The 16682-nt window shown below is 74.9% G+C and carries 12 protein-coding genes; 8 read left to right on the forward strand and 4 right to left on the reverse strand.

Translation table 11 applies throughout. The annotated features are described in order from the left end of the window. Positions 1–12 precede the first annotated feature (12 nt). The 6 genes from FXF68_RS41825 to FXF68_RS41850 all read left to right on the forward strand — a co-directional run bounded on the left by FXF68_RS41825 (position 13) and on the right by FXF68_RS41850 (position 10686). Positions 13–1464 carry a LutB/LldF family L-lactate oxidation iron-sulfur protein gene (locus FXF68_RS41825; protein WP_222870352.1) on the forward strand — a complete coding sequence of 484 codons (1452 nt, stop codon included), beginning with the start codon at positions 13–15 and terminating at the stop codon, positions 1462–1464. Continuing rightward, positions 1461–2081, forward strand: a complete 621-nt coding sequence (locus FXF68_RS41830) for a LutC/YkgG family protein (RefSeq protein WP_148768386.1) — start codon at positions 1461–1463, stop codon at positions 2079–2081. Before FXF68_RS41825 ends, FXF68_RS41830 begins: the two co-directional genes overlap by 4 nt. A 50-nt stretch (positions 2082–2131) precedes the next feature. Next, positions 2132–3514 (forward strand): rhamnulokinase, encoded by a 1383-nt coding sequence (locus FXF68_RS41835; RefSeq protein ID WP_148768414.1) that lies wholly within the window; start codon positions 2132–2134, stop codon positions 3512–3514. Between the two features lie 390 nt (positions 3515–3904). Continuing rightward, the gene (locus FXF68_RS41840; protein ID WP_148768387.1) at positions 3905–6865 is read left to right on the forward strand and encodes a helix-turn-helix transcriptional regulator; all 2961 of its coding nucleotides are present in this window, start codon (positions 3905–3907) and stop codon (positions 6863–6865) included. 151 nt (positions 6866–7016) lie between these two features. Then, positions 7017–8114, forward strand: coding sequence for an alpha/beta hydrolase (locus FXF68_RS41845; protein WP_148768388.1), 1098 nt, complete (start codon positions 7017–7019; stop codon positions 8112–8114). Positions 8115–8118: 4 nt separating this feature from the next. After that, on the forward strand, positions 8119–10686 hold the full coding sequence (locus FXF68_RS41850) for a GMC oxidoreductase (protein ID WP_148768389.1): 2568 nt from the start codon (positions 8119–8121) through the stop codon (positions 10684–10686). Between the two features lie 131 nt (positions 10687–10817). Here the strand turns inward: FXF68_RS41850 and FXF68_RS41855 are convergent, their stop codons facing one another. The 4 genes from FXF68_RS41855 to FXF68_RS41875 all read right to left on the reverse strand — a co-directional run bounded on the left by FXF68_RS41855 (position 10818) and on the right by FXF68_RS41875 (position 14933). After that, positions 10818–11267 carry an SRPBCC family protein gene (locus tag FXF68_RS41855; RefSeq protein WP_148768390.1) on the reverse strand — a complete coding sequence of 150 codons (450 nt, stop codon included), beginning with the start codon at positions 11265–11267 and terminating at the stop codon, positions 10818–10820. A 64-nt stretch (positions 11268–11331) separates the two neighbouring features. After that, positions 11332–13362: a CehA/McbA family metallohydrolase gene (locus tag FXF68_RS41860; protein ID WP_148768391.1), complete on the reverse strand. Its 2031-nt coding sequence runs from the start codon at positions 13360–13362 to the stop codon at positions 11332–11334. A 198-nt stretch (positions 13363–13560) separates the two neighbouring features. Continuing rightward, complete coding sequence (locus tag FXF68_RS41865) at positions 13561–13989, reverse strand: PPOX class F420-dependent oxidoreductase (protein WP_148768392.1); 429 nt, start codon at positions 13987–13989, stop codon at positions 13561–13563. A 173-nt stretch (positions 13990–14162) separates the two neighbouring features. Further along, positions 14163–14933 carry a hypothetical protein gene (locus FXF68_RS41875; protein WP_246179259.1) on the reverse strand — a complete coding sequence of 257 codons (771 nt, stop codon included), beginning with the start codon at positions 14931–14933 and terminating at the stop codon, positions 14163–14165. Between the two features lie 373 nt (positions 14934–15306). On the opposite strand from FXF68_RS41875, the gene FXF68_RS41880 reads away from it, so the two are divergent. Then, a complete protein-coding gene (locus tag FXF68_RS41880; RefSeq protein WP_246179261.1) occupies positions 15307–15882 on the forward strand; it encodes a sigma-70 family RNA polymerase sigma factor in 576 nt (191 codons plus the stop codon). Next, positions 15879–16601 (forward strand): anti-sigma factor family protein, encoded by a 723-nt coding sequence (locus tag FXF68_RS44600; RefSeq protein WP_148768394.1) that lies wholly within the window; start codon positions 15879–15881, stop codon positions 16599–16601. The genes FXF68_RS41880 and FXF68_RS44600 overlap by 4 nt, the downstream gene beginning before the upstream one ends. Positions 16602–16682 lie beyond the last annotated feature (81 nt).

Genomic DNA, 16682 nt, shown 5'->3' on the forward strand with positions numbered 1-16682 from the left:
ACCTACGTCGGGATGCCGTCGTTCCCGGACGCGGCGCGGCGCGCGGTGGCCGACCCGCGGCTGCGCGCCAACCTGGCGCACGCGACCACCACGATCCGGGCGCGGCGCGCGGACGCGGTCGCCGAGCTGGACGACTGGCCCGCGCTCCGCGAGGCGGGCAAGCAGATCAAGGACCACGTCCTGGCGAACCTCGGCCACTACCTCCGCGTCCTGGAGGAGAAGGTCGCGGACGCCGGCGGGACGGTGCACTGGGCGCGCGACGCCGCCGAGGCCAACCGCATCGTCGCGGACCTGGTGAAGGCGACCGGCGAGACCGAGGTCGTCAAGGTCAAGTCGATGGCGACGCAGGAGATCGGGCTGAACGAGTTCCTCGCCGGGGAGGGCATCGCCGCCTACGAGACCGACCTGGCGGAGCTGATCGTCCAGCTCGGAGACGACCGCCCGTCGCACATCCTCGTCCCGGCGATCCACCGCAACCGGTCCGACATCCGCGACATCTTCCTACGCGCGATGGACGACGCGCCCGCGGGGCTGACCGACTCCCCCGCCGCGCTCGCGGAGGCGGCGCGGCGGCATCTGCGCGCGAAGTTCCTGTCGGCGAGGGTCGCGGTGTCGGGGGTGAACTTCGCCGTCGCCGACACCGGGACGCTCGTCGTCCTGGAGTCCGAGGGCAACGGCCGGATGTGCCTCACGCTCCCCGAGACGCTGATCTCGGTGATGGGCGTGGAGAAGATCGTCCCGTCGTGGCGCGACCTCGAAGTGTTCCTGCAACTGCTGCCGCGCTCGTCCACGGCGGAGCGGATGAACCCCTACACGTCGGCCTGGACGGGCGTGCACCCCGGCGACGGGCCCCGCGACTTCCATCTCGTCCTGCTGGACAACGGCAGGACCGCCACCCTGGCCGACGAGGTGGGGCGGCAGGCGCTGCGCTGCATCCGCTGCTCCGCGTGCCTGAACGTGTGCCCGGTCTACCGGCGCGCGGGCGGCCACGCCTACGGGTCGCCGTATCCGGGGCCGATCGGGGCGATCCTTTCCCCGCAGATCAGGGGCATCGGGTCGGACGTGGACGCGTCCCTCCCGTACGCGTCGTCGCTGTGCGGGGCGTGCTTCGACGCGTGCCCGGTCGCGATCGACATCCCGGAGGTGCTCGTCCACCTGCGGGCGCGGGCGGTGGAGAAGGGGCCGCGCCACCCCATCGAAAGGGTCGCGATGGCGGCGGCCGGGTGGACGCTGCGCTCCCCCACCAGGCTCGCGCTGGCGCAGCGCGGGGCGTCGGCGTCCCGGCGGGTGGTGGCGCGCGGCGGGCGGATCCGGCGGTTGCCCGGCCCGCTGTCGGCGTGGACCGAGACGCGGGACGCGCCCGCCCCGCCGCCCGAGTCGTTCCGCGCCTGGTGGGCCCGGACGGACGGCGGCCGTGCGGAGAGAGACGGCGCAGAGAGAGATAGGGCGGAGGGAGAAAGGTGAGCGCGCGCGAGGAGATCCTCCGCCGGATCGAGCGGGTGGCGCCGGCGCGTCCGGCCGCCGAGGTCGCCGCGTCCTACGAGCGGATCGACCGCGCGTACCGGCGGCGGCACCACGACGGCGACGTCCTCGGCCTGTTCGCCGAGCGGGTCGCCGACTACCGCGCGGCCGTGCTGCGCGTCGCGCCGTCCGGCGTGCCGGGGACGGTCGCGGCGCGGCTCGCCGCCCGGCCCGGTTCGTACGGGGTCCCGTCCGACCTGCCGGCGGAGTGGGTGTCCGAGGTGGGCGCGCCGCTCGTCCGCGACCCTTCGGTGGCCGCGCTGGACGGTCTCGCGGGCGCGGTCACCGGCTGCGCGGCCGCGATCGCCGAGACGGGGACGATCGTCCTGGACCACGGCGCCGCGCAAGGCCCGCGCGCGCTGTCGCTCGTCCCCGACTACCACCTGATCGTGGTGCGGGCGGAGCAGATCGCCCCGGACGTGCCGGACGCGCTGGCGCGGCTCGACCCGCTCCGGCCGCTGACGTTCGTGTCCGGGCCGTCCGCGACGAGCGACATCGAGCTGTCCCGGGTGGAGGGCGTGCACGGCCCGCGCACGCTCGACGTGCTGGTGGTCGCGTGAGCGAGGCGAGTTTCGCGGCCGTCGACCTCGGCGCGTCCAGCGGGCGGGTGATGGCGGCGCGCGTCGGGCCGGGCACGCTGGAGCTGGACGAAATCCGCCGCTTCCCCAACCGTCCGGTGCGGGTGAACGGCACCCTGTACTGGGACGTCCTCGGCCTGTACGGGAACGTCCTGGACGGGCTGCGCTCCGCCCCGTCCGGCCTCGCCTCGGTCGGCGTCGACTCGTGGGCCGTCGACTACGGGCTGCTGGACGGGAACGGCGCGCTGCTCGGCAACCCCGTCCACTACCGCGACTCCCGCACCGACGGGGTCATGGAGCGGATCCGCGCCGACGTGGGCGACGACCTCCTCTACCAGGCGTCGGGCCTCCAGTTCCTCCCGTTCAACACGATCTACCAGCTCGCCGCGGACGACCTGTCGCGGGCGCGCACCCTTCTCCTCATTCCCGACCTGATCGCGTACTGGCTCACCGGGGAGATCGGCGCCGAGCGGACGAACGCGTCCACGACCGGGCTCCTCGACGTCCACACCGGCACATGGTCGGGCGACCTCGTCTCCCGCCTCGGCCTCCCCGCCTCGATCCTGCCGCCGCTGCGCGACCCGGGCACGCCGATCGGCGCCCTCCGCCCGGACGTCGCCGCCGAGACCGGCCACCCCGGCCTGGAGGTCGTCGCCGTCGGGTCGCACGACACGGCGTCGGCGGTCGCCGCCGTCCCCGCCGCGACCGACCGGTTCGCCTACATCTCCTGCGGCACGTGGTCCCTGGTCGGCGTCGAACTGGACGCGCCCGTCCTCACCGAGGCGAGCCGCAAGGCCAACTTCACCAACGAGGGCGGCGTCGACGGGACGGTCCGCTACCTGCGCAACGTGATGGGCCTCTGGCTCCTCCAGGAGTGCCTGCGCGCGTGGGGCGACCCCGACCTGCCCGCGCTGCTCGCGGAGGCCGCGCGCGTCCCCGGCCTGCGCTCGCTGATCGACGCGGGCGACCCCGGGTTCCTGCCGCCGGGCGACATGCCCGCCCGCGTCGCCGCGCACTGCCGCCGCCGGGGCCTCCCCGCGCCGGAGGGACGCGCCGAAACCGTCCGGTGCGTGCTGGACAGCCTCGCCCTCGCGCACCGCGCCGCGATCCGGCAGGCCGCGGCGCTGTCGGGACGGGACGTCGACGTCGTCCACCTGGTGGGCGGCGGCAGCCGCAACGAGCTGCTCTGCCAGCTCACCGCCGACGCGAGCGGCCTGCCCGTCGTGGCCGGGCCGGTCGAGGCGACCGCGCTCGGCAACGTGCTCGCCCAGGCCCGCGCGCGGGGCGCGGCGGGCGGCCTCGCCGAGTCGCGGGCGCTGGTCGCCGCGACGCAGCCGCTGCGCCGCTTCGTCCCGTCCGGCGACGCGGCGCGCTGGGACGCGGCCGCCGCGCTCCTCGCCGTCCCGGCGCCCTGAGCGGGAGGCGCGGAACGACCGGGCGGTCATGTGTCCACCTGTGGCCGTGTCGGCGCGCTCCGAGGTCGGCGGCGGGGCCCGGCGGCCCCCGCGCTGGCGAGGGAGAAGGCCCGTCCGCAGGTCAGCGGACGCGTGTTACGGCACGGGGACGGTTTACCTTCTTGAGGTTGACATGGGGCGTGCGACGACGCTTGATAACAGGGAACAACACGGTGAGTCAGCACGGTGCCGGAGAGACCGCCCGTCGGAGTGACGCACGGCGCGGGGCGTGTTGCCCCCGCCCTATTGACGTTCGACCCGATAGGGTGAATTTCGCCAAAAGTCTCGTGAAAAGTTACACAGAAGCATGATCACGGCGTATCGGCCGCCTGTCACTGTTGGGGTGTGGACATGGAGGGTCGTGCGGCCCGCGACGCCGGGACCCGTCCCGGCAACGCTCCGCTCGTCGGGCGACGGGACGCGCTGGAGGAGATCGGCCGCGTCCTGGACGCCGCCGAGGACGGCTACGGCTTCCTCGCGGTCGTCGGTGAGCCGGGCGCGGGCAAGACCCGGCTGCTGAACGAGCTGGCGGACGCCGCGAGCGCGCGCAAGCTGACGTACGTCGCGGGCCGTGCCGCCGAGTTCGAGCAGGAGATGCCGTTCGGCGCCGTGGTCGACGCGCTCGACGACCACCTCGAAGAGCACACGCCGGACCTGTCCCCCGCCGCGCTGCGGCTGCTCGGCACCGTGTTCCCCGCGCTCGCCGACCTCACCGACCATCCCCCGGCCGCCGCCTCGCCCGACTCGGGGGTGGCCCGCTACCAGTTGCACCGGACCGTCCGGCACGCGCTGGAGGAGCTCGCCGACCCGCACGGGCTCGTGCTGATCCTGGACGACCTGCATTGGGCCGACGACGCGACGATCGAGCTGCTCGACCACCTGGTCCGGCATCCGCCGCGCGCCCGCGTGCTGATCTCGGTGGCCTACCGGCCCGCGCAGGCGTCGCCGCGGCTGGCGGCGCTGGTGGACGCGGCCGGGCCGCAGGGCGTGCGGGTGACGGTCGACCCGCTCACCCAGAGCGAGGTCGAGGAGTTCCTCGGCCCGGAGGTGAGCCAGGCCCGCTGCGAGGCGCTGTTCAAGGCCAGCGGCGGCAACCCGTTCTACCTGGAGGCCCTGTCGAAGATGGGCGACGGGGGCATGCCCGCGGGCGCGGGCCCCGACCGGCAGAGCTGGGGCCGGGGCGTGGCGAACCTGACCGAGCTGCCGCCCGCCGTCCGCGCCGCGCTCCAGGTGGAGCTGAGCGCGCTGCCGCCGGAGGCGCTGCGGATGGCGCGCGGCGCCGCCGTCGCCGCCGACGTGTTCGAGCCCGCGCTCGCCGCCGTCGCCGCCGAGATGGAGCAGGGCGCCGCGCTCACCGCCCTGGACGTGCTGACCGGTCATGACGTGGTACGTCCGGCGCCGGGCGGGCGGTTCAGGTTCCGGCATCCGCTGGTGCGGCACGTCGCCTACGCCTCCACGGCGGCGGGCTGGCGGATCGCCGCGCACTCGCGGGTGTCGTCGCGGCTGGCCGAGCTGGGCGCACCCGCCGCCGTCCGCGCGCACCACGTGGTGCGGTCGGCGCGGTTCGGCGACCGGGAGGCGATCCGCACGCTGGTGGAGGCGGCCCGGGTCGTGGCCTACCAGGCGCCCGGCACCGCCGCGTACTGGCTGGAGGCCGCCCTCGACTTGATGCCGGACGGCGCCGACCCCGCCGCCAACGGCGCCTATCCCGACCGGGTCGAACTGCTTCTGGAACTGGCGCACGTGCAGACCGTGTCCGGGCACGCCGAGGCGGGCCGCGAGACCGCCCGCACGCTGCTCGGGCTGCTGCCGCCGGACGACACCGTCCGCCGCGCCCGCGCCGTCGTGCTCTGCGCCATCGTCGAACGCCAGGTCGGCCGCATCCACGAGGCCCGCGCCCTGGTCCTGGACGAGCTGCGCCGCATCACCGACCGCCAGACCCCCGAGGCCGTGCTGCTGCGCATCCGGCTGGTGAACGACCGGATGCAGCGGATCGACACCCGGGGCTCGCAGGCCGTCCTCGCCACCATCCCCGACAGCGCCCCCGGCTGGGGCCCCGGGCTGACGGCGGCGGTCGTGGCGATGCGCCCGATGGTGTCCTACGGGCGCGGGGAGGTGGAGGAGGCGATCGGCTACGCGACCAAGGCCGACCAGCTGTTCTCCGCCGCCGCCGACACCGACTTCGCCGACTGCCTCGACAGCTTCGCCTGGCTGATCTTCGCGGAGTCGTTCCTCGGCATGTACGACAGCGCGCTGCGGCACGCCGAGCGGCTGGTATCGATCACCCGCAAGACCGGCCAGACCTACACCCTCGGCTACATGCTGGCCGGGCAGTCCCGCATCCTGGCCTCGGTGGGCCGGATGGCCGAGGCCGCCGCCGTCGCCGACGAGGCCGCCGCCGTGGGCCGCGAGCTGCGCTCGCAGGAGGTCCTGGCCTACGGGCTGATACAGCAGTGCCTGACCGCGAGTTGGATGGGCGACCACGACCGCGCCATGCGCGCGGGCGAGGAGGCCGTGGCCAACGACACCGGCTCGGGCGAGTGGTGGACCCACATGGCCCATGTCGCCCGCGCCCTCGCGATGATCAACGCGGGCCGCACCGCCGAGGGCGCCGAGGCGCTGATCGCCGCGTGCGGCGACGGCACCCTCGGGCTCGACTTCGGCACCCTGGTCATCTGCGCCGAGACCCTCGCATGTGTCCGCGCCGCCGAGGACGCCCCGCCCGCGGACGGCCACGACGCCGCCTACTGGGCCGACATCGCCGACGCCATCGCCAACCCCGCGCTGCCCGGCGACGTCGGCCTGGCGCGGCTCGCCCGCGCGCACGCGCTGCGCGCCGCCGACCCCGCCGCGTCCGCCGCCTGCGCCGCCGAGGCGGCCGAGCTGCTGGCCAAAACCGGACGCCGCCCCGACGCCGGACGCGCCGAACTCGCCGCCGGGCTCGCGCACGCCGCCGCCGGCGACCGCACCGCCGCCCGCGAACGGGTCCGCGCCGCCGCCGAGGTCTTCGAGGCGTGCGGGATGCGCGGGCTGCTCGCCCAGACCGTCCGGGAGCAGCGCCGGCTCGGCGTCCGCGTCCCGCCACCGGGCGGCTCACGTGCGAAGACGATCCGCCAGGAGACGCCGTTCGGGCTGTCCCCGCGCGAGCACGAGATCGCCCAGCTCGTCGCCGAGGGATGCAGCAACCAGCAGATCGCCGAGCGGCTCTACCTCAGCGTCCGCACCGTCGAGACGCACCTCTCCCGGGTGTTCGCGAAGATCGGCGTCACGTCCCGGGTGGGCGTCGCGACCGCGATGAACCGGACACCGTGAACCACCTGGGCTGATTCCGACTCTCATCTCACGTAGGTCCCGTACTTACGTGCCGTCCTGATGTTCTCGTAAGTACGGGTTCTCCACGATGCCGCGCTGATATCCGCGTTTGGCAAGGTTGAGGCGTCAGAGAGGGCCGGAGGGGATGAGCATGGGACAGCAACGGGGGATCGCGCGTTTCACACACGCGGGCGTCGCCGACGCCGACATGTCCTCGCATCCCTTCGCGACCGAGGACGGGCTCGGCCTGAACCTGACCCGCTACCGCCGCGCCGACTGCGACGACGTCGTCCTGCTGGTGCACGGCCTGACGACGTCCAGCGACATGTACATCATGCCGGAGCACGCCAACCTGGTGAACGTCCTGCACGACGCCGGGTTCGGCGACGTGTGGGCGCTCGACTACCGGATGAGCGGGCGGTACCCCTACAACGCCGAGACGCAGCGCCACACCCTCGACGACATCGCGCTCTACGACCACCCGGCGGCGCTCGCGGAGCTGCGCCGCCACGTCGGCGACCGGCGGATCCACGTGATCACGCACTGCCTCGGCGCGGTCTCGTTCTCGATGGCGGTGTTCGCCGAGACGGTCACCGGAATCGCCAGCCTGACGTGCAACAGCGTCTCGCTGGTGCCGCGCACGCCGCTCTGGTCGAAGATGAAGCTCGGCTACGGGCCGCCGCTGATGGAGTACCTCGTCGGACCGTGCCACCTCGACCCGCGCTACGGGATGGCGCCGCTGCTGACCCGCGGCTGGCTGCTCGCCAAGTCCGTCGCGCCGTTCCACCGCACGTGCGACGAGCCCGCGTGCCACATGCTCAGCTTCATGTGGGGCGGCGGAAAACCGATCTTCTCCCACGAGAAGATGTCGCCGGTCACCCACGGCCGGCTGCCCGACCTGTTCGGGGCATGCAACGTCAACTACTACCGGCACATCCTCAAGATGGTGCGGGCCGGACGCGCGGTGAAGTACGACCGCCGCGACCCGCGGCACAGGGATCTGCCGGACGACTACCTCGCGAACGCCGCGGACGTCACGACACCGATCCTGTTCCTCACCGGAGACCGCAACCACGTGTTCACCGACTCCAACGTCGTCTGCTACCGACGGCTCGAAAGGGTCACGCCGGGCCTGCACGAGCTGGCGGTCCTGCCCGGGTACGGCCACCAGGACGCCTTCATGGGCGCGTACGTCGACACCGAGGTGTTCCCGCAGGTACTCGACTTCTTGAAGAGGAAGGCGGGCTAGCGCCATGGAGCACGTCGACGCAGTCGTGGTCGGGTCCGGGTTCGGCGGATCCGTCGCCGCCTACCGGCTGGCGGAGGCCGGAAGGTCGGTGGTCCTGCTGGAGCGCGGGCAGCCGTACCCGCCGGGGAGCTTCCCGCGGTCGCCGTCGGAGATGGGGCGCGCCTTCTGGGACCCGGACGCCGGCCTGTACGGGATGTACGACGTCTGGAGCTTCAAGGGCTGCGACTCGGTCGTGTCGTCCGGGCTCGGCGGCGGCTCGCTGATCTACGCGAACGTGCTGCTCCGCAAGGACGAGCACTGGTTCGTCGACGACGGCCCGGACGGGACGAAGCGGCGCTGGCCGGTCTCGCGCGCCGACCTCGACCCGCACTACGACGCGGTCGAGAAGATGATCGGCGTCGCGCCGTACCCGCTGGACCGCGTCCCGTTCGACGACACCCCGAAGACGCACGCGATGCAGGACGCGGCGGCCGAACTCGGGCTGGACTGCACGCTGCCGCCGCTCGCGGTCAGCTTCGCGCCCCGGCCTGGGGGCACGCCGGGGCTGAGCCTGCCGATCGTGGACGCCGGGTACGGGAACGTCCACGGCGCCCCGCGGCGGACGTGCCGGCTGTGCGGCGAGTGCGACATCGGCTGCAACGAGGGCTCGAAGAACAGCCTCGACCACACCTACCTGTCGGCGGCGGCGCACCACGGCGCGGACATCCGCACGTCCCACGAGGTGAAGGCGCTGCGGCCGCGGCCGGGCGGCGGGTACGAGGTCGACTACGTCCAGCACGAGCCGCCGCCCGCGCTGTCGCTGCGCAAGCGGCGCCGGCTGCCCGTCCGGACGATCTCCTGCGACCGGCTGATCCTCGGCGCGGGCACGTTCGGCACGACGTTCCTGCTGCTGAAGTCGGCGAAGGCGTTCCCGGGGCTGAGCGACGCGCTCGGCACGCGGTTCAGCGGCAACGGCGACCTGCTGACGTTCCTGCTGCGGGCCACCGACCGCAACCGGGTCCGGCCGCTGAACGCGAGCCGCGGGCCGGTGATCACGACGGCGATCCGGCTGCCGGACGAGCTGGACGGCGTCCCCGGCGCGGGCCGCGGCGCCTACATCGAGGACGGCGGCTACCCCGGGTTCACCGACTGGATCGTCGACGGGTTCGACATCCGCAACGACTTCGAGCGCGCGGTGAAGTTCCTGTGGGACCGGTTCACCGACCTGTTCCGCGAGGCGCCGGACACGAACCTGTCCAAGGAGATCTCCGAGCTGATCGGGGACGGCGCGCTCACGGTGAGCTCGCTGCCGCTGCTCGGCATGGGCCGCGACACCCCGGACGGGCGGCTGCGGCTGCGCGACGGGCGGCTCTCCGCGGACTGGACGAGCGAGACCAGCGAGGAGCTGTTCTCCCGCGTCCGCAAGACGATGCGGGGCATCGCGGACGTGCTCGGCGCCGACTACGCCGACAACCCGATGTGGTTCCGCAAGCGCATCGTCACCGTCCATCCGCTGGGCGGGGCTCCCATGGGCGCGCATCGGGGCGAGGGCGTCTGCGACGCCTTCGGCGAGATGTTCGGGTTCCCGGGCCTCTACATCGCCGACGGGGCGGCGATGCCGGGGCCGGTGGGCCCGAATCCCTCGCTCACCATCGCCGCGCACGCCGACCGGCTGGCGACGCGGCTGCTGGACGGGGTGCCCGTGTCGAGCGGCGCGTCGAGCGGCGCGTCGGGGGACGCGTCCGGGGGCACGGGCGGGTCCGTTACCGCCCCGTCTGCCACGGGGGCCGGGCCGGTCGGGGGAACCGGCCCGCTGGACGGGGTGAACGGCGAGGCGTACGACCCGGCTTCCGGGGGGCGTGGGGGGTCGTCCCCCCACAAGGAGCCCGTCCCGGCCGCCGGAGGGCGTGGGGGGGCGCCCGCCCAAGAGGAGCCCGTCCCGGTCGCAGGGGGCCGGGACGGGGCGCGGGGACTCGTCGCGGCGCCGGGCCGTACGTCGCTGTCCTTCACCGAGGAGATGAAGGGGTACGTCACCTACGGCGAGTCCGACTCGCGGGTCGGCGAGCTGGCGGACGGGCGGCTGCCGCTGTCGTTCCGGCTGACGATCACGACGGACGACACCGACCTGTTCCTCGCCGACTCGGGCCACGAGGCGCGGGCCGAGGGGTGGGTCGACGCGACCGGCCACGGGGGCCGCCGCGCGGTCGAGATGGGAACGTTCAACCTCTTCGTCGATCCGTCCGGCGGTGCGGAGGACCGGCGGCTGATGAAGTACCGCCTGTTCTACACCGACGGCGACGGGAACGCGCGGACGCTCAGCGGGGTGAAGAACGTCCTGCACGGGCCGCCGACGCGGATCTGGCCGGACACGTCCACGCTGTACGTGCGGGTGCTGGACGGCCACGTCGGCGCGGAGGAGGAGGACGGCGCGCGGGTGGTCGCGGCGGGGGTGCTGCAGATCAAGCTGATGGACTTCGCGCGCCAGCTCACCACGTTCCGGACGTCCGGTCCGGACGGGGCGGAGAAGCTGCTCGGCTTCGGGAGGTTCTTCGCCGGGGAGCTGTGGGAGGTGTACGGGCCCGGCTCCGGGTGATCCGGGGCCGCGGCGTCGCGGGGGGCCGCGAACGTGCAGGCCGAGGGAACTGCGGGGTGCTCTCGGCCTGCACCCTTTTTCGCCGGGGGTCGCGCGGGGGGTCGCGCGGCCTCCGGCCCCTTTCCCACCTGTCAGATGTCGCCCGCGCCGCGGGCGGGGCAGTCGGGCGGGCAGTGCTCGGTGTGCGCGGGCAGCCAGCGGGTGAGCGACGACACCACCAGCCGGAACCAGACCCGCAGCAGCGGCCCGGTGCCGGGGACGAGCGGCTCGAACTCGGCCTTCCAGCGCAGGTGCGTGCCGGTGTCGCGGGCCTCCAGGTACACGTCGCACCGGTAGCGGCGGACGGGCAGCCCGGACAGGGCGATGTAGGCGTAGTGCCCGTACGGCTCGTAGACGACGGTCTGCTCGACGGCGGGCCAGAGCTTCCTGACCGCGCCGACGCCGTAGGCGCTGGTGTCGCCCTTGCGGGTCTGCTGCGCCGGGATGGGCAGCCTGCACCACGCGCCCCACGCCTCGGGGACGACGAGGTGCCGGAACAGGTCTTCGGGCGTGGCGGTGGTCGTGGCGGTGGCCTGGAGCATCCCCGAACGCTAGCCAGCCGCGGACGGCGGGCACAAGCGCCTTGACGGGACGTGCCGGGTGCGGTCAGGCCCCGGCGAGGCGGCCGGTGTAGACGGCGCGGGCCGCGTCCAGCAGGTCGAGGTGCGCGGCGAGCTGCTCGGGCGTCTCCAGCCGGGCGGCGCGGCGGAGCAGGTCGCCGAGGCGGTCGAGGTAGTCCAGGCACCAGCGCAGGTCCGCCTCGCGGGCGACGCGCCGTCCGGCCACGCGCAGGTGGACGGGACTGGTGTGCGCGAACGCGCCGGAGTGGTGCATGGACCGCTCGTGCGGCGGCCCGGTCGCGACGGCGACGACGTAGGTCGGCCCGGTGACGGTGAGCTCCGCGCCGACCTCCCCCGGCGGGCCCGCGGCGAGGACGCCGTCGGCGGTGCGCAGTTCGACGCGGTCGACCTCGGGGCCGACCGTCCGGGCGGTGACGGTGACGCGGTCGCCGGGGGCCGCGTCGAGGACGTCCCCCGGGCCGTGGCCGTCGACGTCCAGGTCGAGCCAGGGGCCGGTGGTGGCGAACGTGCGGCCGCGGCGGATCGCGTCGCCGAACGACGCGGCGGTGAGCGGGCCGTCGACCCGGGCGTAGACGCGGGCCCAGCCGGGCGGGCCGGACTGGCTGCCGCGCCGCTGGAACGACAGCATCGCGTCCGTCCCGGCGGTGGCGGCGAGGGCGTTGCCCGCGCCGAGCAGCCGCCGGTACATGACCGCGGTGGCGTGGATCGAGGAGTGGTTGAGGACGTCGAGCGAGTCGATGAGGCCGAGCGCGGCGTCCGCGACGATCTCGCGGGACGAGCAGTTCCGGCCGCCCGCGAGCAGCGCGGCGGGCGGGGCGTCCTCGGCGGCGGGCAGGTGGAACGGGTGGCTGTACCCGAGGACGGCGCCGAGGCCGCGCAGCTCGCGGCAGCCTTCGGCGTTCGGCGGCCAGTCCGGGTCGCCGGCGAAGCCGGTGTGGAACCGTCCGGGCGGCGCGGTCACGCCGAACGCGTACAGGTGCCCGAGCAGGTCGTTGCGGTATTCGACGCCGAGGCGGGCGACGTGGGCGGCGTCGGACCAGGGCAGGTCGCGCCCGGCCCAGTGTTCGAGGGCCTCCCGGTCGTAGACGCGCCGGGACGCGACGTTCCCCGCGACGAGGTTGAGGACGTGGAGGTCCTCGCCGTGCTGCGCGGCGGCGGCGTGCGCGGGCGTGCCGACGGTGTCGCCCGCCCAGTTCATGTGGACGTGCATGTCGCCGCCGTACCAGCCCGTCGCGGCGGCGTCGTAGAGGCGCGGCGGAGCCAACTCGACGAGCGTCTCCGCCCCGGCGCACGGCACGGCGCGGGTCTCGGCGGCGGCGTACTCCATGCCGCGCGTGACGCGGACGGTCAGCGGCTCGGCGGGCACGTCCAGGACGACGTCGTCGCCGTGGAAGTAGGGGACGCGGTGCGCGTCGATCCGCTGCGGCGCGCCCGCCGGGTACCAGCCGCGGCCGTCGGCGCCGACGACCGTCCAGCGGCAGGGGAACCCGGCGCGCAGCCGGAGCCGCGCGGCGGAGGCCCGCCGGGTGAGCGAGCCGAGCGGGACGAGGATCTGGTCGACGAACACGCTGCTCCACGACGTGACCGGGATGAGCCGCGCGCCCCCGGCCGAGACGTGGTGCGCCGTGCCGTCCACGCGGACGACGACCGGGGCGTCCCTGGACGAGTCGACCAGCAGGGTGGTGGGGACGGGCTGCCCGTCCAGCACGGCGCGCGGCACGGCCTCCAGCGTCGCGCCGTCCGGCAGGACGCGCAGCGCGGCGAGGTTGTCCAGGACGCGGCCCCTGAGCGCGTCCCGGACGACCTCGTGCAGGTCGAGGTCCGGGATCAGGGCGTCGATCTCCTCGTCCGTCGCCCCGGGGTGCTCCCCGGCGACCAGGCGCAGGCACGCGGCCCGGTAGTCGCGCTCGTCCGGGAGGAAGGCGCTGGCCTCGATCTGCCGCACGTATCCGACCGGGTCCTCGCCCCAGGTGGGTCCGTGCTCGCGGAGCAGCTCCCCGTACTCCTCCAGCGCCCGCGCCACGGCGGGCGGGAGCGGCTCGCCGGACTCGCGCATGCGTCCCTCCCGGGGCCGGGTCGGCACGGACCGCCGCCAGGGTGACACGGAACCCGCACACCGCCCAGCGGGCGCCCGGCCGGCAGGGTGCGGCACATTAGCCCCGGGAGGACGAACGTCCGCCCCGGGAGGCGGAACGTTCGACGCGGTAGAAGAATCGTGTACGACGGCCCCCACGGAGCGGGCTCTGGCGCGGGGCTAGGCGCGGGCCATGCCGTAGAGGCGTTCGACGTGGAGGCGGACGACGAGCCGCCCGTCCTCGACCATGACGCGGCGGTACTCGTCCCAGTCGGGGTGGTCGCCGCGGATGTCCCGGTACACCTCGACGAGCTCCTCCACGGCGGCGTCGCCGGGGTCGGCGGCGACGGCGGACAGCTCGGCGGTGCCCTCGGCGACCGCGTACGAGCCGCCGTCCGGGGTGCTGACGTGCAGGGACGCGCGCGGGTCGCGGGCGAGGTTGCGGGCCTTGGCCCGGTTCGCGGTGATGGAGATCCGGATGAGCCGGCGTCCCTCGTCGAAGTGGTAGTTGACGTTGGAGAGCTGGGGCCTGCCGTCCCGTTTGAGGGTGGCGAGCACCCCGAGGTCCTGCCCGGCCACCAGTTTCGCGAGCGCGGCGTCGTCCGCCATGTTCCGCCTCCCAAGGGTTCTGTGATGCAGGCGACAACCGCGCGGGACGCCGATCGCTTCCCGGTCGGCGCGCATCGCCCTAGGCCAATCGCCGTAGGGCGGCGGAGGGCGGCGGAGGGCGCGGCCGCCGTCCGGTGGCGGGGCGTGCACCGGACGGCGTCCGCGCTGGAGGGTCAGTGGACGGCGAGCGCCGGGAAGTCGAGGACGCGGGCGCCCGGGGCGGGCCGGTCGCCCGGCCCGCCGGAGTCCCCGGCCGCGCCGCCGTCGCGGCGGCCCCGGCGGGCCGCGCGGCCGGTGAGGATGTGGCCGCGGAACGCCGCGCCCTTCGCGGTGACCTTGATGGGCTGGAACGCCTCGGGCGGCAGCGCGCAGAAGCCGGTGCGCACGACGTCCTCGAACAGGGAGTCCGAGACGGCGTAGACCAGGTCGCGGTCCGCGTCGTCCGCCAGGAGGCGGCGCAGCGGCGCGGCGTCCAGCAGCCGCTGGACGACGATCGGCGCGTCGCCCGCGGGCCCGAACGGCCCGGCGGTCAGCGTGCCGTGGTGCAGCGAGAGCCGCACCCGCAACCGCCGCCCGCCCGCGCCCCCGGCACCCGCGCTCCCTCCGTCCGCGGCCCCGGCGTCGAGGCTCCCGGCGTCGGGGCTCTCGGCGGCCGCGGCGGCGGCGTTGAGGTCGCGCAGTTCCGCGGCCAGGCCGATGACGAAGTCGCCGGCCACGGTCGCGGGGTCGGTGCCGTCCGGCAGCGTGGCGAGCTCGCCGTCGCCGCCGACCTGCTTGTCCCAGCGGGCGCGGTCGAGACCGGCGCCCATGGCGGCGCGGTCGAGCGCGTCCGACAGGGACCGCTGCGCGGCGAGCTGCTCGCGCGTGTCGCGCTTGCTGTATCCCTGGATGTCCACCGCCAGCAGCAGGCGGTAGCTGAGTTGTGTTTCGCCGTTCCCTTTCACTGTGCCGATCCCGCCCCTCGGTCCTCTTCTGGGCGAATGGGCCCGGTGCCCGCATTCGCTCCAATGCGTGGAGTGAGCGTGCCCGGCTGAGGATCGTGTCGGGGGTCCCCCGGGGCCGGTGCGCCGCGCCGTCGCGGCCGGTCCGGGGCGTGTCCGGCAACTACGACGCGGCGGGGGCGGGCCCCGCGCCCACGGTAAGGAAAAGGTGTCGAACTAGTAAGGAGGGGGGCGGAAAACCGTGCGGGGCCGGTTGAACCCCGGGGTCGGCGGCGCCCGTACTGCCTCCCGACGTGACACCAGGCTCACGGCCACCGCGTCGCCCCGCCCTCGCACCAGCCGGAGACCCCCGATGGCCCATCGATCGTCGACCGCAGTGCCCGTCCCGCGAGAACGCCCCGCGGGCCCGTGGAGCTGGTTCCGCGGCCCCCGGCCCGCGGACGGCGTGGACGACCAGGTGATCGTGACCGAGCTGTACCGCGTGTACGGCCGTCCACTGCTGTCGTTCGTGCTGCGGCTCACCGGCGGCGACCGCCACTGGGCGGAGGACGTCGTCCAGGAGACGATGATCCGCGCGTGGCGCAGCGCCCACCAGCTCGACGAGAACGCGACGTCGCTGCTGCCGTGGCTCGCGACGGTCGCCCGCCGGATCGTCATCGACGACCAGCGCCGCAAGAACGCCAGGCCGCAGGAGGCGGGCGAGGGCCCGCTGGAGAACATGCGCGTCCCCGACGGGTTGGAGGATCTGCTGCGCTCCGTCGTCGTGTCCGAAGCCCTCCTCGCGCTGTCCCCCGCCCACCGCGAGATCCTCAACGAGACCTTCTTCCGGGACAGCTCGGTGAACGAGGCGGCCCGGCGGCTCGGCATCCCCGTGGGCACCGTGAAGTCCCGGGTCTACTACGCGCTCAGGGCGCTTCGCGTCGCCCTGGAGGAGAGGGGCGTGACGCCATGAGCGCGGACATGCTGCACGTGGACGTCGGCGCCTACGCCCTCGGCCTGCTGGAGGAACCCGACCGGCGGTCGTTCGAGGCGCACCTCGCGTCCTGCGCCGCCTGCCGCGGCGAGCTCGACGAGCTGCGCGGCATCGCCGAGCAGCTCGACGGCATCGGCCCGATCGGCGAGCCGGCGGACGCCGCGCCCGCGCCGCCGGAGCCCGCGGTGGTCTCCGACCTGCTGCGGCGGCGGATCCGCCGGGAGCGGCGGCGGCGCGCGGCGCGGACCGTCGCCGCGGCCGCCGCCGGGGTCGTGCTGATCGGCGGGGCGCTCGGCGCCGGGTTCACGCTCGGCGCCGACCGCGGCGACACCGCGTCCCGGCGGGACGACGGCACGAGCGCGCTCATGCGGGACGGCACCGCGCTCTCGGCCGCCGACCCCGCGACCGGCGTCGCCGGGACGGTCGTCACGCAGCGCAAGCCGTGGGGCAGCCGGGTCGGCCTGCGGCTCACCAAGGTCGGCGGGCCCGAGGAGTGCGAGCTGGTCGCGGTGGACCGGGCGGGACGCCGGCACACCGTCATCGGCTGGACGGTGCCCGCCGCCGGGTACGGGCTGCCGGGGTCGGCGCAGCCGCGGCTCACGCTGCAGGGCGCGACCGCGCTGCGGCCGGATCAGATCACCCGGTTCGAGGTCCGCACGATCCGCGAGGGGCGCACACTGCTCACCGTCCCCGCGTAGGGGCGCGCGGCGCGTCCCGACGTCCGGCCGCACCGGCGCCGGGACGCGCCGCCCGCCCCGTCTCCCCGGCCGGCCCATCTC

Source organism: Actinomadura decatromicini, assembly GCF_008121305.1.
In the GTDB taxonomy this organism is placed as follows: Bacteria; Actinomycetota; Actinomycetes; order Streptosporangiales; family Streptosporangiaceae; genus Spirillospora; species Spirillospora syzygii.

What these genes read in the sequence shown, in the direction of transcription:
- FXF68_RS41825 (WP_222870352.1), top strand. Translation starts at nt 13, where the DNA reads ATGCCGTCGTTCCCGGACGCGGCGCGGCGCGCGGTGGCCGACCCGCGG.
- FXF68_RS41835 (WP_148768414.1), top strand. Translation starts at nt 2,132, where the DNA reads ATGGCGGCGCGCGTCGGGCCGGGCACGCTGGAGCTGGACGAAATCCGC.
- FXF68_RS41840 (WP_148768387.1), top strand. Translation starts at nt 3,905, where the DNA reads ATGGAGGGTCGTGCGGCCCGCGACGCCGGGACCCGTCCCGGCAACGCT.
- FXF68_RS41845 (WP_148768388.1), top strand. Translation starts at nt 7,017, where the DNA reads ATGGGACAGCAACGGGGGATCGCGCGTTTCACACACGCGGGCGTCGCC.
- FXF68_RS41850 (WP_148768389.1), top strand. Translation starts at nt 8,119, where the DNA reads ATGGAGCACGTCGACGCAGTCGTGGTCGGGTCCGGGTTCGGCGGATCC.
- FXF68_RS41855 (WP_148768390.1), bottom strand. Translation starts at nt 11,267, where the DNA reads ATGCTCCAGGCCACCGCCACGACCACCGCCACGCCCGAAGACCTGTTC.
- FXF68_RS41860 (WP_148768391.1), bottom strand. Translation starts at nt 13,362, where the DNA reads ATGCGCGAGTCCGGCGAGCCGCTCCCGCCCGCCGTGGCGCGGGCGCTG.
- FXF68_RS41865 (WP_148768392.1), bottom strand. Translation starts at nt 13,989, where the DNA reads ATGGCGGACGACGCCGCGCTCGCGAAACTGGTGGCCGGGCAGGACCTC.
- FXF68_RS44600 (WP_148768394.1), top strand. Translation starts at nt 15,879, where the DNA reads ATGAGCGCGGACATGCTGCACGTGGACGTCGGCGCCTACGCCCTCGGC.